This window comes from Streptomyces sp. CA-106110, from assembly GCF_050936285.1.
Lineage (GTDB): Bacteria > Actinomycetota > Actinomycetes > Streptomycetales > Streptomycetaceae > Streptomyces.
Genome location: NZ_JBNJNB010000001.1, coordinates 3,194,817 through 3,213,009, shown reverse-complemented (window position 1 = coordinate 3,213,009; position 18,193 = coordinate 3,194,817). Strand labels below are relative to the sequence as shown.

The 18,193-nt window shown below is 68.7% G+C and carries 18 protein-coding genes and 1 pseudogene; 4 read left to right on the top strand and 15 right to left on the bottom strand.

Going from position 1 to position 18,193, the window contains the following annotated elements; translation table 11 throughout:
• Nucleotides 1-132: 132 nt before the first annotated feature.
• From tyrS to ACQEXA_RS14725, 11 genes are all read right to left on the bottom strand, one after another.
• Nucleotides 133-1,536: a tyrosine--tRNA ligase gene (tyrS, locus tag ACQEXA_RS14775; protein WP_432934356.1), complete on the bottom strand. Its 1,404-nt coding sequence runs from the start codon at nucleotides 1,534-1,536 to the stop codon at nucleotides 133-135.
• 184 nt (nucleotides 1,537-1,720) lie between these two features.
• Nucleotides 1,721-2,371, bottom strand: coding sequence for an L-threonylcarbamoyladenylate synthase (locus tag ACQEXA_RS14770; protein WP_432934358.1), 651 nt, complete (start codon nucleotides 2,369-2,371; stop codon nucleotides 1,721-1,723).
• Nucleotides 2,372-2,374: 3 nt separating this feature from the next.
• Nucleotides 2,375-3,139, bottom strand: coding sequence for a phytanoyl-CoA dioxygenase family protein (locus ACQEXA_RS14765; RefSeq protein ID WP_433130282.1), 765 nt, complete (start codon nucleotides 3,137-3,139; stop codon nucleotides 2,375-2,377).
• Nucleotides 3,123-3,962 carry a creatininase family protein gene (locus tag ACQEXA_RS14760; protein WP_433130280.1) on the bottom strand — a complete coding sequence of 280 codons (840 nt, stop codon included), beginning with the start codon at nucleotides 3,960-3,962 and terminating at the stop codon, nucleotides 3,123-3,125. The genes ACQEXA_RS14765 and ACQEXA_RS14760 overlap by 17 nt, the downstream gene beginning before the upstream one ends.
• On the bottom strand, nucleotides 3,959-4,756 hold the full coding sequence (locus ACQEXA_RS14755) for a class I SAM-dependent methyltransferase (protein ID WP_433130278.1): 798 nt from the start codon (nucleotides 4,754-4,756) through the stop codon (nucleotides 3,959-3,961). Before ACQEXA_RS14755 ends, ACQEXA_RS14760 begins: the two co-directional genes overlap by 4 nt.
• A complete protein-coding gene (locus tag ACQEXA_RS14750; protein WP_432934365.1) occupies nucleotides 4,753-5,418 on the bottom strand; it encodes an HAD family hydrolase in 666 nt (221 codons plus the stop codon). Before ACQEXA_RS14750 ends, ACQEXA_RS14755 begins: the two co-directional genes overlap by 4 nt.
• Nucleotides 5,415-5,861: a hypothetical protein gene (locus ACQEXA_RS14745; protein ID WP_433130276.1), complete on the bottom strand. Its 447-nt coding sequence runs from the start codon at nucleotides 5,859-5,861 to the stop codon at nucleotides 5,415-5,417. Before ACQEXA_RS14745 ends, ACQEXA_RS14750 begins: the two co-directional genes overlap by 4 nt.
• Nucleotides 5,843-6,913 (bottom strand): enolase C-terminal domain-like protein, encoded by a 1,071-nt coding sequence (locus ACQEXA_RS14740; RefSeq protein ID WP_433130274.1) that lies wholly within the window; start codon nucleotides 6,911-6,913, stop codon nucleotides 5,843-5,845. Before ACQEXA_RS14740 ends, ACQEXA_RS14745 begins: the two co-directional genes overlap by 19 nt.
• On the bottom strand, nucleotides 6,910-8,955 hold the full coding sequence (locus tag ACQEXA_RS14735; protein ID WP_432934371.1) for a hypothetical protein: 2,046 nt from the start codon (nucleotides 8,953-8,955) through the stop codon (nucleotides 6,910-6,912). The genes ACQEXA_RS14740 and ACQEXA_RS14735 overlap by 4 nt, the downstream gene beginning before the upstream one ends.
• Complete coding sequence (locus ACQEXA_RS14730; RefSeq protein WP_432934373.1) at nucleotides 8,955-10,049, bottom strand: hypothetical protein; 1,095 nt, start codon at nucleotides 10,047-10,049, stop codon at nucleotides 8,955-8,957. Before ACQEXA_RS14730 ends, ACQEXA_RS14735 begins: the two co-directional genes overlap by 1 nt.
• Before the next feature lie 147 nt (nucleotides 10,050-10,196).
• Nucleotides 10,197-10,895 (bottom strand): HAD family hydrolase, encoded by a 699-nt coding sequence (locus ACQEXA_RS14725; protein ID WP_433130272.1) that lies wholly within the window; start codon nucleotides 10,893-10,895, stop codon nucleotides 10,197-10,199.
• Nucleotides 10,896-10,993: 98 nt separating this feature from the next.
• Here ACQEXA_RS14725 and ACQEXA_RS14720 point away from each other — a divergent pair, with 98 nt between their 5' ends.
• Both ACQEXA_RS14720 and ACQEXA_RS14715 read left to right on the top strand, forming a co-directional pair.
• Complete coding sequence (locus tag ACQEXA_RS14720; protein ID WP_432934377.1) at nucleotides 10,994-11,743, top strand: XRE family transcriptional regulator; 750 nt, start codon at nucleotides 10,994-10,996, stop codon at nucleotides 11,741-11,743.
• A 7-nt stretch (nucleotides 11,744-11,750) separates the two neighbouring features.
• The gene (locus tag ACQEXA_RS14715; RefSeq protein ID WP_432934379.1) at nucleotides 11,751-12,218 is read left to right on the top strand and encodes an NUDIX hydrolase; all 468 of its coding nucleotides are present in this window, start codon (nucleotides 11,751-11,753) and stop codon (nucleotides 12,216-12,218) included.
• 10 nt (nucleotides 12,219-12,228) lie between these two features.
• Here ACQEXA_RS14715 and ACQEXA_RS14710 read toward each other — a convergent pair whose 3' ends face one another.
• Complete coding sequence (locus ACQEXA_RS14710; protein ID WP_432934381.1) at nucleotides 12,229-12,798, bottom strand: HD domain-containing protein; 570 nt, start codon at nucleotides 12,796-12,798, stop codon at nucleotides 12,229-12,231.
• Between the two features lie 411 nt (nucleotides 12,799-13,209).
• Between ACQEXA_RS14710 and aspS the strand changes: the two genes are divergently transcribed.
• On the top strand, nucleotides 13,210-14,520 hold the full coding sequence (aspS, locus tag ACQEXA_RS14705) for an aspartate--tRNA(Asn) ligase (protein ID WP_432934382.1): 1,311 nt from the start codon (nucleotides 13,210-13,212) through the stop codon (nucleotides 14,518-14,520).
• 248 nt (nucleotides 14,521-14,768) lie between these two features.
• On the opposite strand, the gene ACQEXA_RS14700 is transcribed toward aspS, so the two are convergent.
• A complete protein-coding gene (locus tag ACQEXA_RS14700) occupies nucleotides 14,769-16,232 on the bottom strand; it encodes a DUF6545 domain-containing protein (protein WP_432934384.1) in 1,464 nt (487 codons plus the stop codon).
• 30 nt (nucleotides 16,233-16,262) lie between these two features.
• Here ACQEXA_RS14700 and ACQEXA_RS14695 point away from each other — a divergent pair.
• Nucleotides 16,263-16,721: pseudogene (locus tag ACQEXA_RS14695) on the top strand (cytosine permease); the annotation flags it as partial.
• A gap of 22 nt (nucleotides 16,722-16,743) precedes the next feature.
• Here ACQEXA_RS14695 and ACQEXA_RS14690 read toward each other — a convergent pair.
• Nucleotides 16,744-17,436: a hypothetical protein gene (locus ACQEXA_RS14690; RefSeq protein WP_433130270.1), complete on the bottom strand. Its 693-nt coding sequence runs from the start codon at nucleotides 17,434-17,436 to the stop codon at nucleotides 16,744-16,746.
• A gap of 413 nt (nucleotides 17,437-17,849) precedes the next feature.
• Nucleotides 17,850-18,122 carry a DUF6480 family protein gene (locus tag ACQEXA_RS14685; RefSeq protein ID WP_359398203.1) on the bottom strand — a complete coding sequence of 91 codons (273 nt, stop codon included), beginning with the start codon at nucleotides 18,120-18,122 and terminating at the stop codon, nucleotides 17,850-17,852.
• Nucleotides 18,123-18,193 lie beyond the last annotated feature (71 nt).

The window sequence follows — 18,193 nt, the reverse complement described above, 5'->3', positions numbered from 1 at the left end:
GTTCGGATCGACGGGACACAGCGCGCCAGTGGGCGTGAATCACGCCCTACCCCGGCTTGCCTCGCGCGGTCGCACAGAGGCCAAAGAGAACGGCGCTGACCCATACTGGTAGGTCGGCGCCGGACCTCGATCTCAGACGTGGATACGGGCGACCTTACGACCCACCTTGAGGTACAGCTCGGCGCCATCGAGTGCCCCGGCCTCGTTCACAACTGCGCCGAGCGTCTGTTGAACAGAAGCCTCCGTGAGCGGAGTCGGTTGCTGGTCTCCGTTCGATTCGCGGATCAGGCGGAGGCCTTTCTGCTGAGCTACACGGCGCACGGCGGAGATGCTGGGAGCGAACTCCAGCGTGCGGCTGACCAGCGTGCCGAGCGTCTCCTCGGCGTGATCCTTCAGGGAGACGACGGGGAGGTTCTGCGTGTCCCCAAAGGAGCGCTTCGAGAAGCGCGCCGTGAACTCCGCCCGGGCGGCGGCGGCAGCGTCCAGGCCATGGAGGGCGGCCACCACCTCGCCTGCGAGGATGCGCTTGACCGCCATCGGGTGCGCAGTTCCCTCCTCCAGGCGCTTGGTGATCATGCGAATCTCGTCGTCCGTCCACTCGGTGAGCAGCTGGAGGTACGACTCGGTCAGGTGGTCGGGGATGGACATCAGCCGACCGTAGACGTCATCAGGCGACGCCTTCAGGCCCACGTAGTTACCCTTGCTCTTGCTCATCTTGGTGCCCGTGCTGTCGGTGCCCTCGATGAGCGGGGTGGTGATGACGACCTCGGGGGTCTGCTCCGAGATCTCCATCACCTTGCGGCACATCTGGAGGTTCAGCAGCTGGTCCACACCGCCGAGTTCGACATCGGCGTCGATGGCCACCGAGTCCCACGCCATGACGACGGAGTAGACGAACTCGGCGACCGACAGCCCGTGGCCCTCGGCGAGTCGGGTGCGGAAGTCCTCGCGCTGGAGCGACATGGAGACCGGCACCCGGGCGAGGACCCCGACGAGCTCCGGCAGGGTGACCTTGTTCAGCCACTCGCCGTTGAAACGTAGGTCGGCGCGCTCGAAGTCGATGAACGGCGTGACCTGCTGCTGGTAGCCGCTCAGGTTGCGCGCGATGTCCTCGTCGGTGAGGGGCGGTCGCTCCGAGGAGCGTCCCGAAGGGTCGCCGATCTTGGCCGTGACGTCGCCGATGATGAAGACGACGTGGTGGCCCATCCGCTGGAACCGGCTGGCGATAATGATCGGCACCGCGTGTCCGAGGTGGACATCGAGCGAGGTCGGGTCGATGCCGTACTTCACGACGAACGGCCGTCCCGCCGCCTGCGCGGCCTCGATCTTCTCGGCGAGCACCGTCGCTGAGGGGATCAGGTTGATCGCGCGCCGCTCGACCAGGGAGGCCTGCTCCTGGGGGGAGAGGTCGGAGAGGTCGAGAGAGCGCCTTGCTGTTGTCTCGCCGAGCAGTTGCGCGACCGTGTAGTCCGCGCCCAGGTCCGCTCCATCGAGGATGTGCATGACACGTGTGACGGACTCACTCAAACGGCTCATGGCACCTCTGCGCTCCTGGGCCGGACAACATCCTTGTCCAGTACGGGTTTGGAAGCGGCGACACTACCGAGTAGGTGTTGTGCCAGTACATCGAATTTGGGAGACGGCAACTGCACGGCCCGCGCACCCTCTTGTTCGCTCGGGTAGCCCGCTCCTGTCTGCTCAGTGGGAGGGGGCGAGGCCGTCAGGCGGTCCGGATCTCGGTGCCTAGCGCCGCCGAGATGGCCCGCTGGTGGACGAGGCCCGTACGCACCAGCCTGGCCTCCGGGGTGAAGCAGTCGACGATGGTCATGTGGTTCGCCGCCGGGCACACTCCTCCGTCGACGATGACGTCGGGCTCCAGGCCGGAGGCGGCCAGGAAGGCGTGAGCCTGGTCGAGGGTGATGGCCGGTCCGGGGTCGTTCGGACCGGCGTCCCCGGAGATGTTGGCTGTGGTGGCCGCGAGAGGAACTTTCACCGCCGACGCGAGGTCCCCGAGGATGCCCGGGGCGATCGTGACCAGGGCGGGTGATCCGACTGCCGCGTGCTGGGCGGCGTCTTCCGCATTCTGCCACGGCAGTAGCAGGGCGAGGTCGCCGGGCCAGAAGGCTGCCGCGAGTCGCCTGGCCTCCGGGCTGAGGATGAAGCGTTCCTCGCAGGATGCGGTGGAGGTGGCTACGTAGGCGAGGGGCTTGCCGCTCGGGCGGCGCTTGCCCGTCATGATGTCGTCGCACGCCTGCGCGTTGCTCGCGTCGGCGCAGACCATGTACCAGCGTCGGGTCGGGACGACGACGAGTCCTCCGCCCTCGATCGCCTGTGCTGCGGCTTCGAGGTTTTCGGGACCGATGACACGCATGGGCTACTCCTTGTCGACTGCGGGCTGAGAGGTCGCGGTGAGAGGCGGATAGTCGAGCCATGGGTCGCGCAGGGCTTCGAGTGGGCGGCGGGGGTGGTCCGGGTGGGAGACGCGGAAGTAGGCCATCACCCTGGGGAACGGGGTGAGGTTTCGTCCCACCGAGTGCGGGACGAGGTGGTGCATGAGCAGGACGTCGCCGGGGGCGCCGAGCAGGGGCACACCCCGCTCGTGGTCGACCTCTGGGGGCACCTGTTCCGTCATGCCGAGCGACCACTGAGTCCGGAACCAGCCCGCCATGGTGTGGTGACCGGCCGGCTGGTAGTGCAGCGCGCCGTCCTGCGCGCTGCTCACGTCGGACAGGATGACCCCGACGAGGAGCGAGAAGGTACGCAGTTCTCGCGGATCGAGGTGAGGGCAGGAGACCCCGTCCACGTGCATCGCCTTCTCCGGCTGCGCGTCGGGGAACTCCGACTCGGGCACGCGGATCTGGATCTGGGCGGTGGTGACGCGGAGGGTGTCCCCGAGGAGGTCGGTGGCGAGTTCGGCGGCGTCCGTCTCCCCGTACAGGGCGAGGATGTCGGGGTGGTTCCCGAGTTCGGGGGCGAAGGTGCGCTGGCTGTAGGCCGGGATGTCGCCGGGTTTCAGGTCGCGGTACCAGGTTCCAACCAGGGAGGTGGCGCGTTGGACGAGTGCGGGGGCGACTAGTGCACGGCGTACGAGAACGCCCGCCTGTTTGAACGTGGTCTGCTCCTCAGACGTGAGGGGCATAGTGCCTCCGTAGGGTCTGCGACGGCCCATGGGACGTGGCCGTGTCGATGCGGTCGAGGACGTGCGTACTGGCGTCGAGCGCTGCGGTGAGGAGCTTCTGGCCCACTTCCGGGGTGGCCTTGCGCGGATCGCCGCCGATGACGCCGTCGGTGGAGAGCGCGGGGTCGTCGGAGGTCCAAGGCCAGGTGACGCCCCGATCGAGTACGAGCTGGCCGATCGCCCGGCGCTGGCCGGGGTCGGGGAACGCCTCGCTTGGCAGGAGGTCCAGTCGGACCCGGTCCGGGTCGAGGGCGAGCATGAGGGCGGTCTCCAGCGCCCCGGCATGCACCTCGGGCAGCTCGCTGTCGAGCGGAATGCGGCTGGCGGCGAGTGCGGTCGGGTGCAGTACGCAGGTGGTAACGCCGTAGGAGTGGCGGAGCTGGTGGACGACCGCTTCCAGCACGCCGCGGTTGCCGCCGTGTCCGTTGATGAGGAGCACGGAGCCGACACGCATGGAGCGGGTGTACTCGGTGACGAGCGTGGTGATCAGCGTGGCGTACAGGTGGAGGGCCACGGTGACGGTCCCCGGCGTCCGAGCGTGTTCGGGCGAAAGGTCGTAGGGGACGGCCGGTCCTACCCAGAGGTCGTACCGGCCCGCCACATGCGCGGCCAGACGGTGGGCGAAGCGCTCGGCGATGACGGTGTCGGTGTTCAGGGGCAGGTGCGGGCCGTGCTGTTCGACCGACCCGAGCGGCAGGCAAAGGACGGACCGCTCGCCGAGCTCGGCCGCCACACGAGGTGCGGTGAGCGCGGCGAACGCCCGTCTGGTGCTGCTGGTCGTCACCTCCTGCTCCGCCGCCCGAAGCAGATCAGGAACTCGTTCTCCTCCGGGAAGGTGTCGTCCTTACTGAAGTCCGTGAGCCGCTCCTTGACCGCGGTCTCGAATTCCGGCAGCCGGTCGCCGAAGAGGTGGGGCGCGGCGAAGGATGTGGAGTAGAGGTAGCCGAGGATGCTCTCGGTGGTCCAGGTGCGGTGGACAGGGATCTGCGCCTCCTCGACCTGGTCGAAGGGCGACTCCTCCATGATCTCGCTGTAGGGGCGGTTGTGGTGCTGGAAGGTGCCGGAGCCGGCGCGCCGTTCCTCGCCGAGGAACGTCTTGATGACGTCTCGGACGGCCTCCTTCCATGGGCTGGTGGCGGTCCAGAAGCTGCTGTCGCCGAAGATGGCCACGACGCCGTCGGGAGCGACCTGGTCGTCCAAGCGGGCCAGTACGCCGGCCTGGTCGAGCCAGTGGAACGCGCGGCAGATCGTGACCACGTCGGCCTTCCAGCCGGCGGGCGGCACGAAGTCCTCGGCGGTGCTCTCTACGAGCGACAGGCGTGTTCCTCCGGGGAGCTTCGGGCGCAGCGCCGACTCCGCCGCGGCGAGCATGTCGGCGTCGTTGTCGATGGCGATGATGTCGTCGAAGCGGCCGAGCAGTGCCTCAGCGACCAGTCCGGTGCCGGTGCCGACGTCCAGCAGGCGACGCGTCCCGCCGGTACGGGTCGGTGCGGCCTGGTCCAAGGCTGCGGCGACGTCTTCCGGGATGCCGGGGCGGAACTGGCGGTAGTAGCTAGCGGTTCCCGTGAACAGGCTCATGTGGCGCTCCGAGGTGCGAGGTGCTGGATGTGGGCGGCGGCTGCCGCCAAGTCGTCCGCGACGAGCACACCCTGGTCAACGAGCAGGGACTCGTCGGGGACCTGCCTTCCGCGCGAGATCCACACGGCACGCGCCCCTGCTTCGATGGCACCCACGATGTCGCACGTCCAGTCGTCACCGACGTGGATCAGGCCACTTGGGTCCGTGTGGAAGTGGTCGGTCACGGCCTGGAAGGCGCGACGGTCGGGCTTGGTGTGGCCGATGCGACAGGACGGAAAGAAGTCGCTCACCCACGGGGAGAGAAGCGTGCGCATTCCGCCGGTGTCGGCGTCGACACAAGTCACGTTGGAGAGGGTGACGACGGTCGCTACGGCACTGATCCTGCGCAGGGCCTCGGTGGTACCGGGGTAGAGGCTGAACGGGGCCGGTGGCACATCGCGTGGGAACGTCTCTGCCGGCACCTGGATGGCCTCGCAGACCTCGTGGACCAGGGAGTCGGTCAGGACCGGGCGGGTGTGCAGGCTGGACCGAAGGATCTCGCGGGTACGCGCAGGAGGAAGCGGCGACGCCTCGACCAGCCGCATCGTCAGGCCGGGGCCGTCGGCCATGCCCAGGGTGCCCCCGACGTCCACCGAGACCAGCCGTTCGGGCCGTGACGTCACTGGGTCCTCCCCGTGGTGGCCGGGAGCGCTGAGACGACGGCTTCGATACGGGCCTGCCGGATGTCCGGAGCGGTGGCTTCGGAGAGGAACGTGAGAACGTACCGCAGCTCCGCGTCGTCGAGCGCGCCGAGTGATCGCCCTTCTTGATCGGCGGCGGCGTTGAGGTCCGGTGGGACGCTGCGGGGACGCAATCCGTGCGGCACGTGCAGTCGGCCGTGCCAGTGCTCGCCGTCGGCCGAAGCCGGAAAGCCGTTCGTGGGGCGCAAGACGGTGACGTCGTCCAGCGTCAGGATGCGCACAGGGACGGACGAGTCCTCGATGTCGACGCTTCCGGTGAGGAAGGTGTCGTGGCCGTCGAGTCGTCGCGACAGGCGGAGCAGGGGCCCTTCCGGGCTGTGGGTAACCGTGCCCTCGACAGGGACGTTCAGTGAGGCGCTGGGCATGCTGTGCTCCTTGGTGTGGTGCCAAGACCTGGGGTGTCGGGCAGGCGGATGTGGCCCTTTTCAGGGCGGAGCGGCACCTCGTAGAGGCGTTGGCGCCCGGGCTCCCACCGCAGCCGGTACTCGACGGCCGGGACGGCGTCGGGGTAGGCGGCGGCGAGGTGGAGGCCGGGCAGGAATGAGCGACCGTGCGGGTACACGGGGACGCCTTGGGCCTGAGCGACTGGGATGATCTGTGCCGCTCGAGTCAGACCGCCGCATCCGACGGTGTCGAGGGTCAGGGCACTGGGCCGTATGTACTGGATCAGTCCGGCGGGGTCCTCGTCGCAGTGCGCGCGTTCGCCGACTGCCAAGGGCAACGGGGAAGCCGCCAGGAGTTCGTAGGTGTCCGCGTCGTGACGCAGGAGCGGGTCCTCCAGCCACCGAAGGCAGGCGGGATCGGCGGCCTGCGCGAAGGCCAGGGCCACGGCCGGTGTCCAGGTGCCGACCGCGTCGACGGCGAGCGGCGCGCCGAGAGCATCCGAGAAGCGCTCGACCGCTTGGGCCATGCGGGCCGCTGCTTCCCCCGACGGTTCGGCCGGATCGCGGCGAAGCCCCCACTTGCTGAAGCTCCAGCCGCCGGCCATGACGCTGGTCAGCACGTTCGGGCTGTTGATGCTGCTGAGATCCTGGGTGAGCCAGGAGGCATACGCCGGGATGAGCAGCCGGGGCGCTGCGGTCGTAATGAGTTCGGCCACGCTGCGCTCGGCGAGTCGGCCGTGGAGGTCCCAGACGGCGCAGTCGACCGTGCCGACCGCCCACGACGCCACCTCGGACGGATGCCTGCGAGCCGCAGTCTGCAGGCCGTCGAGCAGGCCAACGTGGTCCGTGACCAGCGCGTCCTTCGTCTCAGGGGCCAGTACGTCGTTCACGAAGCGTGCCACGCGTTCCCCGACCGGGCCGTACCAGCCGACCGCGTGCCCGGCGCGGGCCGCGACGAAGAAGGTGTCGTCTCCGACTGCCGCGGGCTGCCTTGTCTGGACCACGTGGAGGTCCTGGATGGTCCACGAGGTCATCGGACCACCTCGCGGGAGGCCAGGAGGAAGTCGGCAGCCCGCTCGACTCCCGACACGTCCATGCCCATGGTGCGGGCGAGATCGCGCTGCGGCATCGGTCCGGCGGGCTCCTGCCAGCCGATGACGTCGACGGGGCGGCGAAGCCTTCCCGCCAACAGGCCCCACACAGCCGCCGGGTGGCCGAGAGTGAGGATGAAAACGGGAGCGTGGGCACCGAGATAGTCCTCGATCTCACGACCGTTCAGACCCCGTGGCCACACGCTCGGGGCACCGAGGACCGTGAGGTCCAGCAGATTGACGACTCGGACCCGGCACCGGTGACGGTTGCGAATGCGGTCGACGGCCTCCGTGGCCACGGCAGCGGGGATGTCACCTGCTGTCACGATCGTCAGGTCAGGCTCGTCATCGTCGCTGAGGTGCGACCACACCGCGAGACCACGGCTCTGTTCCTCGGCGAGGTATCCCTCTGCGTGGCGAGTGCGGCTGTGCTTGCCGGTGATGATCAGGTTGACGCGGTCCACCGAGTCGAGCGCCTCGTCCAGGACCGCCGCCGTCCGCGCCGGGTCCGCCGGGGTCAGCACGCGCACTCCGGGGGCGCCCAGTCCCAGCAGGGCTGTGGCGAGGGATGGGTCGCCGTGCGTGTGGACGTTGTGCCAGCCGTAGGAGGTCAGGAGGACGTTGAGGCTGGGCAGGCCCCGCGCACCGTCGAGGCGTCGCTGCTTGATGTGCCCCACCAGGCCGCTCGAGAGCAGAGGGGCGAAGCTTTCGTACGACACGAGCAGGCCCCGTCGCCCGCTGGCGGTCCAGCCAGCGAGCCACTCCAGCAGTACCTCCTCTGCCAGCAGCTCGTGAGCCCATCGCTCAGCCGCGAGATCGGGGAGACGGTTGGAGGCCAGTTCGTCGGGGCTGAGGAGCAGGAAGTCCCCTCGTTCGGCGTGCTGCCGGACAATCCCAGTGACCGCGCTTGCGAACGAAACCACACTGACCTCTCGTGGAGCTGGGGGAGTTGCCGACCGTGCGGAGGGAAGGGAGCACCAGCGAACCTGAGCGACCGCTTCCGCGAGAGGCCCTCGGCTGTGCCCGTTCGCGTCGAAGAGCTGCGAAGGCCGGTAGGAGGCTAGCCAGTCATCGAGCTGCGCCAGTTGTTCCGCGTCGGCGCGCGGGTTCGTGAGGGGTGTCTTATGCAGGGCAGGCGTACCGAGGAGCGTCTGGTTGCCGAGGGCGACGGGGCCGGTCCATCCCTTGACGCAGCGCAGGACGAGAGCTGTAGGCCTGCCATGCAGGGTGAACTCCATGGCGTCCTGTAGAGCGGCGTGAAAGGATGCGTGCTCGGCCTGTGATCCGGTGGTGACGTGGACGACCTCGACATCCCATCCAAGGCCGGCGAAGTACGCGCGAAGGCGATCGTCTTTCAGCCGTCCGAGCAGAGATGGACCGCCCATGCGGAAGCCGTTCACGTGCACTACGGGAAGGACGGCGGCGCCAGCGAGGTCTCGGTGCGCGAGCCAAGCGGCTGCGGTGGTCGGAGTCTCGCACTCGCCGTCGCCGATCACAGGGACGACGACCCTACCGGGAGCGCCCAGGGCGGCTCCTTGGGCAAAGGGCAGGCAGCCGCCGAGGCGTCCGCTGAGAAAGGCACCAGCGGGAAGCGCCGGGGTGACCTCGGCACCCAGTCCATCCACGTCGGGGAACGACCTGGAAAGCCGTCGCAGACCGTCGGCGTCCGGGCCGAAATCGGGGCGCAGCCTGCCAAGCTCGCCCGTCACCCAGGAGGCGGAGAGCTGGACCACGCCGGCGTGCCCGGCTCCGAGCAGCGGCACGAGGCCGACTTCTTCTTCGAAGGCCCCGGCGGCGAGAGCGAGGTGGGACAAGGCCCAGGCGGTGCCCGGCACGGTTCCCCAGTGACCCGAGGGGCGCGACTTCGCGTGTTCGGCGGTCAGCGGATGACTGAGCAGGACGTTGTCCTGTAGGTGGAGTTGGCACACCGAGGCGTAGCAGATGGCTCTCCACAGGGCGTCGGCCAGAACGGCATTGCCCTCCATCAGGCACCGACCAGGGGCTCGTCAGCGAAGGTGAAGTACCACAGGGGGCGGTAGCACTCCCATGCCGCAGGCCGCAGCCCGGAGGGCTTCATGATCTTCTCTATCTCGGTGCGGGCGCGGAGGTAGTACTCAAGCTCCTGGGCCCCCGAGGCGCGCAGGCCGACCATGATGCGGTTGTGTGCCTGGTAGACCTGGAAGTTGGGGAACTCGGTCACGTACGGCGCGAGGGCCTCGACACCGGTGCGCAGTGCGTCGAGGTCGTCCAGGCCCGCGATGTACGTGAACGACGTGCCGTGGCCGGCGGCGACCGCCCGCCTCAGCACTTCCGGCATCGAGGTGCTCGTCAGTACGGCCTTGCTGGCCTTCAGCAGAAGGTCGCGTCGGGTAAAGCACTCAGCGGTGAGCCGGAGCACGAAGGGGCCGACGTCGGCGAGCTCGTCGAACGCCTGCCTGGAGTGGAGCACTGAGGTGAGGAAGCCGAGCCGGGCTTCGATGCGGTACTCGACGAGTACCGAGCGCAGAGCCCGCAGATGGTAGACGGCCGCGGGCTCCCGCTCAAAGCATCCGGTGGAGACGGTGACCTCTCGGACTTCCGTCAGGTTCCGCCGCGGGTGCTGTTCGCGCAGCGCGACGAGGAGTTCTCGGAGGTCCTGTTCCTCCGACAGCCGCGGGTCTGCCGCCGCTTCCAGTGTGTTGGGGCAGAAGGCGCAGCCCACGCATCGGCTACGGGCGTTCGGGTTGAGGGTCATGGCGGTGCCGTTGTCGCGGAAGTAGCCACCGACAGCCTCATCGGCATCGACACGCTCCACAAGGCCGATTGCGGATTCACCCAGCAGCAGTTGCCCGTCCGCCAAGAGGCGGAAGGGCGACTCCGCCGCGTTAAGCGGGACGATGAGCTGCCAGGGCACCGAACGTGCGCTGTCCAGCCGCACCTGCAAGCGGGCGCGGTGACGCGGGGCTTCCCCGTCGATTCCGTGGAGGTTGATCGCGATGAGCAGGGCGTCTTCGACCGGGATGCCGTACTGCTGCGCGAGTCGCTCTACGCCCGCGAGTGTGGACGTCGCGCCCGCCTGTCCGCCGAGTAAAGCTGTCACGCGCATGCTCCATCCATGAGGCGGGAGAGGGGATGGCGTCGGCGGAACCCGGGGGACGCTCCGCCGACGGCTTCCAAGAGCGTGCCGTCGTAGGGCAGGACGGCGAACCACGCGCAGGGATTTTTGGCGGACGTCCCGGGACGTTTTTCAGTAGACGGCGTGGGCCAGTGACCGTAGGTGACGCATCAGGGCGGCGATGTCCGTGAGGTCGGCGAGCACGGTGCTCGCTCCGGCCTGCTTCAGCTCGTCTGCGCTGTGGACACCGGAGGCCACGGCAATCACGTGCGCGCCGGAGGCGAGGGCGGCCTGGACATCACGCGGGGTGTCGCCGATGAGCACCACAGGCGTCTCGGCCGGGATGCCATAGGCGGCGCGGACACGGCCCCGGGCGACGTCGACCAGATCCGCCCGGTCCGTCGCATCCGCTCCGTACGCCCCGCACTCCATATCGACCAGTCCGTCCAGCCCGAAGGCCCTGAGTTTGATCCGGGCATTCGCCTGGATGTTCCCGGTCAGAACTGAGGAGATCAGGCCGGGTTCGGCCGCCACCGCGGCGAGCGCCTCGCGAGCACCGGGAAGCGCTCGGCCACGACGGGCGAGATCAGCCTCCCGCGCTGCGCCGGCGGCCTCCAGGGCGGGCTGGATCAACGCCCACTCCGGTGACTCCATACCGTGGTCCCGGAACATCCCCGTGAGGATCAGTCGGTCGGTCCGGCCCTTGGTGCGGGCCGGATGGTCGGCGGCACGGCCGGCGACGCCTTCGAACGCGGCGGCGTAGATCTCCTTGCTGACGCCGGAGTTCTCGATGAGGGTGTGGTCGATGTCCCAGAGCACGATCAGTGGCACCGGACCAGCCTAGGCATACGAACAGTTCCGGCCACAACCGCGTCCGCCGGGCTTATCGCACTTGCGGCCTGCTGCCACAGTCCGGTTGGGTTGCCTGAGTGAATGAACGACTGCGTTCTGCGCTCGTGCAACGCGGCCTGACCGTGGAGGAGTTGGCCGAAGCCTGCGCCGTGGATCCCAAGACTGCCAGCCGGTGGGTCGGTGGTAGGGTCCCCCACCGTCGGCACCGTTGGACGGTCGCGAACCTACTGAGCGTCGACGAGACATACCTGTGGCCGGAGAACGGCCAGGGAGCTCAACGGCCCGGTACGGCCCGCTCGGAACTCGTCGACACCTATCCCAATCGGGCGAGCGTCCCCCGCGATGTGTGGCTCTCCTTGCTCCTGGGGGCAATGAAGCAGGTCGACGTACTCGTCTTCTCAGGGACCTTCTTCGCGCAGACGAACCCGCACATCGCGAGGATGCTCCAGGAAAGGGCGCAGGCAGGCGTTCGTGTCCGGTTGTGCTTCGGCGATCCGGACGGGGAGGCGGTCCGTGTCAGGGGCAGGGAGGAGGGCATCGGAGACACGCTCGCGGCCAAGATCAAGGCATCCCTCACGTACTACCGCGACCTCGTCGGCTACCCAGGCTGCGAGGTACGCCTTCACGACACGACGCTCTACAACTCGATCTTCCGATACGACGACCATCTCATGGTCAACCCGCACATCTGGGGCCAGCCGGCCAGCGCCAACCCGCTACTCCAACTCCGCAACACCGACGGCGAAGAGTGGTTCCAGCGGTACAGCGACAGCTTCGAGGCCGTGTGGGAATCCGCGCGCCCCTGGGCGCCCGACAGTCAGGAGTAGCACCACCGTGGGCAGGACCGAGTACTACCACGACCCCAAGGCCCCCAAGGCCAACACCCTCATCCCCGCCAGTAACCTGCTCGTGGTCAACGACGAAGGCGCCATCCTCCTCCAGCGACGCCGCGACACCGGCCAGTGGGCCCTGCCCGGCGGAGCCCAGGACATCGGCGAGAGTCCGGCACAGTGCGCCGTCCGCGAGTGCGAAGAGGAGACCGGCATCGTCGCGGAGGTCACCGGTTTCCTCGGCGTCTACTCCAACCCGGACCACATCATCGAGTACACCGACGGCGAGATCCGGCAACAGTACGAGGCCGTGTACATCGGCCGCCCCGTCGGCGGCAAGCCCACCGTCAACGACGAGGCCGACGGCGTGCGCTGGATTCACCCGGACGACCTGCACACGCTGGACATCCACGCGAGCATGCACGAGCAGATCGGCCACTACCTCACCGGGGCCTACCCCTACCTCGGGTGACGGCTCGCATTCACAACTCGAGGTCGGCCTCGACCGCGGCCGCCCGCACCCGATCCACACTCGCGTGGATGTGCGGCGCGGCCCGGCGAATGAAACGCCCCACCACGCTGTCCTCGCCGTAGCGGCCCAAGATCTCATGCAGCCGTTCATGGGACGTCGTCCGTCGGCCGTCCGGCGTCGTGGTCATATCGCAGTAGACCAGCGCGTCCACCAGGAGCGGATCACCCAGGAGGGGGAACTCGTCGGTCAGCTCGTCTCGTAGGCCACGCTCCTCGGCTTCCAGCAGGGCGTACGAGTCGTTCGCGACCGAGCGGACAACCCGTTCCTCCGCCGCGTGCACGCTCCGGAGGTACCGTGCTCCGTCCAGCGGATGGAATCCGGTTGAGACCAGCGGTGGCGCGTAGCCGATGTCATGGAGCACCGCAGCGGCTTCCAGTACCGGGGCGCTGTTGCCGACCAGCGGCGCCAGCATCCGGGCGCAAGCGGCAACGCCCTGAGTGTGTGCCCACCTGCGCGGGAGGCTGCTACTCAGCAGCTCGCCAGCCAGTTCATACGCCCAGTCAACCTCGGTCGTCGCCACGGGGGGACGATAGGGCAGCAACGGCGACGGCGTCTTGGCCATCCGTGATCGTGGGCAACGGGGAAGCCCGGAAGCTGCGGGATTCACCGAAGGGTTTCTCGATTGCGGACGCGATCGCGGCGTCCGTATCCTTCCGGGCAGCGCGTTGACGGAGACGAGTAGCCAGGGATCACGCGAGCCGAGAGAACCGCCGACAGCTGGGAAGGCGGTCTCGCGCCCCGAGGTGAAGACCCTCCCGAGCGCGGGGAGGAACGGCCCCGCTTGGTGGCCCAATGCCCCGCCGGCCGACCCCCGTTACCGGGCCCGAAATGAGGCCGCCACCTCGTGGCGGCGAAAGTGCGGTGGCACCGCGAGTTGCCCTTCTCGCCCGCACTCCCAAGGGATCATGACAGCGTCCTTCGGAGGATCGAAATGATCCACAGCCGCGTACACATCTCCGACCTGCGAGAGCACGTGGGCCGTACCGTCACCGTCTGCGGATGGGTGAAAGCCCTGCGCCTGATGAGCAAGGTCCAGTTTGTCATTGTTCGGGACAACAGCGGCCTGGTGCAGGTGACCCACAAGCGTGGCGACGGGCCGTTGGAGGCCCAGCTCGACGCCCTCACCCCAGAGTCCGCCGTCAAGATCACCTGCCGTGTCGTGGACGCCGCCCAGGTCAAGCTCGGCGGGCTGGAGCTCGTCCCAGAGGCCGTCGAGGTCCTGAACCCGGCTGCTGTCCCCCTGCCGATCGACGAACAGACCGGGATCGAACACCGGCTGGACTGGCGGTTCCTGGACGTGCGCCGCCGTCCCGCCGCTCAGCTGATGTTCGCTGTGCAGACCACCCTGGAGCAGGGCATGCGCGAGTACGCCTATGCGCAGGGTGCCACGGAGATGCACACTCCCAAGCTGATGGGCACCGCCTCGGAGTCCGGAGCGGAGGTCTTCGAGCTCGGCTACTTCGGCCGCAGCGCCTATCTGGCCCAGTCGCCCCAGTTCTACAAGCAGATGGCGATCTCGGCCGGCATCGAGAAGGTCTTCGAGATCGGCCCGGTCTTCCGTGCCGAGCCGTCGTTCACCTCCCGGCACGCCACCGAGTTCACCGGCGTCGACGTCGAACTGGCGTGGATCGACGGTGTCGAGGACATCATGGCGTTCGAGGAGCAGATGCTCGCCCACGCCATCGCCAAGGTCGCCGAGGCCCACGGCGAGGCCGTCCGGGAGCATTACGGCGTGGAGATCACCGTCCCTACAACGCCCTTCCCCCGTATCACCATGGCCGAGGCGCACGACATCCTGCGCAAGGGCGGCTGGGACCCGGAAAGCGTCAAGGAGGACCTGGACCCGGAGGGCGAGCGACGCATCAGCGCCCACATCCAGCAGGCCACGGGCCACGAGTTCGTGTTCATCACGCACTACCCGGTCGGCATCCGGCCCTTCTACCACATGAGGTCGGCCGACGACCCGACCGTGACCCTGAGCTTCGACCTGCTGTGGAAGGGGCTGGAGGTAACCACCGGCGCCCAGCGCGAGCACCGTTACGACGTGCTGCTGAGGCAGGCCGCCGAGAAGGGCATGAGCCCCGAGCCGATGCAGGACTACCTGAACGCGTTCCGGTACGGGTGCCCGCCGCACGGCGGCCTTGGCATGGGCCTGGGACGGGTACTGATGGTGATGCTCGGTCTGGAGTCGATCCGCGAGGCCACCTTCCTCTTCCGCGGACCGAACCGGCTCACCCCGTAGCTCGCCGCTGCATTTTGCTGGCCTACGACGGACTCCCCTTCCAGGTCCTCGTTCACTGAGAGCATGGACAGGTGGGTGCTGAGGGAGCGGGGCGCTGGGTGCTGGCTCGTCCCGAAGATCTGGCGTCATGTTCGCCGAGGCCGACTTCCCGTGGTGGATCGCCGGCGGGTACGCGATCGAACTCGCCGTCGGTCGTGATCCGGCGGACACCGCTCGGTCCGCTGATGCGCGGAACCTGCGTGGATGGGTCAGCGCAGCCCCGCGAACACCACAGCTGCCGCCGTGCCGCCCAGGATGGTGCCCACGATCACCTGTGCCGTCGTGTGGTCACGCAGTGAGACCCGGGACCAGCCGACGGCGACGACGCCTAGGAAGAGGAGGGCGGCCCACCAGCCGTAGGCGACGGTGATGACGACGGCGACGCCGGAGGCGACGGCGGTGTGGACGCCGACCTTCCACCAGACGGTGACCGCCATGGTCAGTAGCAGGCCAGCGATCATGGCGGCGACCAGGGCGACGACCTCGCGGGGCGCGTCGAGCGCCAGGAGCAGGCCCGTGCCGACGAGGACGGAACCCAGGTGACGAAGAGCGGTATCCACCGCTGGGAACGGACCTTGAGATGCTTGTCCGTCCAGCGGCCCCGGCGGACGCCGGTGACGATGTAGGCGATCGGCAGGCCGCCGCAGAAGATGCCTGCCAGCAGGCCCCAGCCCGCACCCGCAAGGGAGTTGGTGGAGTGCCAGCCGATGACCAGCAGGACGCCGATGACCAGGTTGGCGGGCGCCAGAGCCTCGGTGACGAGGCGGGCGGAGCGCCGCTCGGCAGGAACAGCGGCAGAGGGTGGAGTCTGGGTGGTGGTCATGCCGGTGTCTCCTCAAGGTGGGCGCGGAGGAAGTCCTGCGTGGCGCGGGAGCGGTAGGCGGTGCTGAGGGTGTTGAGGGCGCGGATCTCGGTGGCGAGGTCGCGGCCTCCGCTGGCGGGGGCATGGGCTCGCCGGAGCCGGTGGTCACGCCGCGGAGCCGTTCCTCGCGGGCGACGGCGAGCCAGCAGGCCTCGGCGGTGATGTCGGCGAGGGCGCCGATGAAGCCGAGGGAGGTGGCGTGGTCGTAGGCGCGTCCGCGTAGTTCCGCCGGTGCGTGGTCGGCGAGAGTGAGGATGGAGTCGCGGATCTCGATGGTGCGCCGGTACAGCCGGTCGTGCGTACGCAGTGGGTTGGTCGCGTCTGTGGCGCGGCTCGGCGGGGTGTCGAGCCGGGTCTCCGGGACGGCGTCGGTGAGGGTGCTGCCCAGCACGATCAGCAGCAGGGCCAGGAAGAGCAGGTCCGTGCTGACTGCGTGGTTGACGTGTTCACCGCGCGGACTGCTGCCGAGGTAGTCGACGAACAGCACGGCGACGCGGTGGAGGGCGTATACGAGGCCGACGGCGGTGCCGGTGCCGATGAGGATCAGCCCTCGGCCGACGAGTCCGCTGTCGGGGCGGCGCCCCCAGCGGAAGCAGAGCAGGGTGGCGCTCAGCAGGGCGGCGCCGAGGTAGGAGGTCCATATGACGCCGTACGCCAGGATCGTGGCGTGGTCGGCGTAGTCCGCCAGGAGGTCCTCCGCCTCGTGAGGCTGGGGCGTGGCGAAGAAGCAGGCAGCCAGTAGGACGACCGTGACGACAGGAACGGCCTTGTGCAGCCTGGATACGCGTATCTCGGTCTTCGACTCGGCCATGTCGGCGACGAAGGTGAGGACCGATGCCGCTTCTCCAACATCGCGCCGCGCAGGATCAGTTTCCGCACCGGCGCCCTCGCCACCTGCGTGCTCGGCGTGCTGATCTTCCCGTGGAAGCTGTACTCCGACCCGCAGGGCTACATCTTCACCTGGCTCGGCCTGGTCGGCGGACTGCTCGGCACGGTGGCGGGCATCCTCATCGCCGACTACTGGATCCTGCGCCGCGGCTCCCTCGTCCTCGGGGACCTGTACCGCTCGGGCGGGCGCTACTGGTACGAGGGCGGCTGGAACTGGCGGGCCGTCGTCGCCTTCGTGGTGGGCGGCGTCCTGGCGATCGGCGGCGCCGACTTCCATCCGCTGGTCGACGGACGTCCCATCCCGGCCCTCAGGCCGCTCGCCGACTACGGCTGGGCGGTCGGCCTCGGTACGTCGCTGGTGCTGTACGTGGTGCTCATGCTGCTGCGGGGACGGGAGAGGACCGCGGCCTGACCCGGCCCGCGCTGGAGGACGGTCAGCCCTTCGTCTGGCCGTTCTCCAGCGCGGCCACCGCGTCCTTGGCGGCCTTGATGGCGCCCTTGTTGATCTCGTCCGTACTCGGTGCCTTCTTCGTCTCGAAGTCACTGCCGTTGTAGGTGATGGACACCAGCGCGTTGGACACGCGGACCAGCACCACGCCCTCACGGGTCTGCTGCTTGTCCTCGGTGGTGAGGTTCACCACCGAGTAGCCCGAATCGCCGAGGCCGGGGACCGCGCCGCCGCCGCTCTTCTCCGTGGTCCGCTCGGTGTACGACTTCTGCGCCTGGGCGTTGGAGCCGGTGATCTCGAAGGAGACGTCGAGCCAGCGGTAGTCGTAGCCCTTGAGCGCGTTCCAGGAGCAGGTGCGCCGGACGGACTTGTCCGTCGACGGGATCTCCTTCCCGGCCGTCTTGGCGCCGGGGACGAGCGACTCGATCGTCTTGGTGGCCACGGCGCCGCACGGCGCCGGCGCGGCGGAGTAGGTCTTGGCCGTCGGCGCTGTGGCGGTAGCGGAGGCGCCCCCGGTGCTCTGGGTGCCTTGCGTGCTCGGGGTCCCCTGCGCCGCCTTCTGGTCGGTGGCCGGGGCGGCGGCGAGCGGCCCGGACGACAGGGACCAGCCCGCCGCGGCGAGGACGGCGACCGGCAGCAGGCGTGCGGTCAGGGCGAGCGGCAGAGGAAGAGACTGCACGGGCGCTCTCGTGGGGGACGGTGCGGAGTGGGGGTCCACACTGCGGACGGGACGCCAGTCTCACATGACTGCCCGTGAGGCGGAAGTGCGAACTCGCTCCGTGCCTGCTCGGTGACAGCGGACGGCTGTTGACGGGCCGTGAGGTCTGTACGTCCTTGCTGTGGTGTGCCGTTTTTGTCCTCGCCGTCAGGACCTGGACGGGCTCTGTGTGCCGCGCAGTCGCGGAGAGGGTTCGGGGTCCGCGGGGCATGGCTCCGGTCCGTCGTACGTGTCTTAAGCCTGGCCTCGTACGCGGATCATCGCCTCGGCCGTCGTGCGGGGGCATCGCCTCGCCGTCGGGCGCACGTCATCGCCCCGGCTCGTCGTCCCCTTCTGCGAGTCGGGTTCGTCGGCGGCGCAGGGGGCGGTGCCGCTCACACCATCAGCGAGATGGCGTACGCCAGGAAGAACCCGGCCACCAGCACGGTCACGATCATGATCGCGATCAGTGGCCCCATGGCCCAGCCTCGTTGCCGCTGGTACTCCAGTTGTGGAACGGCCTCTTCGATGCTGCTCTCGCCCGGTGGGGTCTCGCCCGGCGGAACCCCGCCCTGCTCCACCCTCGGCCTCCATGACGATGCGGCGGGGGCTCCGTAGCGGTCGTCCCAGGCGCCGCTCATTCCGCTGTTCCGATGCATCTGGTTCATGTCTTCCGAATACCCCGGCCACCTGCGGTCAAGCAGGCATATCGGGATGAAAAGGATAGGTGCTGCCTTGG

Coding starts and splice junctions, on each gene's coding strand:
- tyrS (WP_432934356.1), bottom strand. CDS start 1,536: ATGAGCCGTTTGAGTGAGTCCGTCACACGTGTCATGCACATCCTCGAT.
- ACQEXA_RS14770 (WP_432934358.1), bottom strand. CDS start 2,371: ATGCGTGTCATCGGTCCCGAAAACCTCGAAGCCGCAGCACAGGCGATC.
- ACQEXA_RS14765 (WP_433130282.1), bottom strand. CDS start 3,139: ATGCCCCTCACGTCTGAGGAGCAGACCACGTTCAAACAGGCGGGCGTT.
- ACQEXA_RS14755 (WP_433130278.1), bottom strand. CDS start 4,756: ATGAGCCTGTTCACGGGAACCGCTAGCTACTACCGCCAGTTCCGCCCC.
- ACQEXA_RS14745 (WP_433130276.1), bottom strand. CDS start 5,861: ATGCCCAGCGCCTCACTGAACGTCCCTGTCGAGGGCACGGTTACCCAC.
- ACQEXA_RS14740 (WP_433130274.1), bottom strand. CDS start 6,913: ATGACCTCGTGGACCATCCAGGACCTCCACGTGGTCCAGACAAGGCAG.
- ACQEXA_RS14735 (WP_432934371.1), bottom strand. CDS start 8,955: ATGGAGGGCAATGCCGTTCTGGCCGACGCCCTGTGGAGAGCCATCTGC.
- aspS (WP_432934382.1), top strand. CDS start 13,210: ATGATCCACAGCCGCGTACACATCTCCGACCTGCGAGAGCACGTGGGC.
- ACQEXA_RS14700 (WP_432934384.1), bottom strand. CDS start 16,232: ATGGCCGAGTCGAAGACCGAGATACGCGTATCCAGGCTGCACAAGGCC.
- ACQEXA_RS14685 (WP_359398203.1), bottom strand. CDS start 18,122: ATGAACCAGATGCATCGGAACAGCGGAATGAGCGGCGCCTGGGACGAC.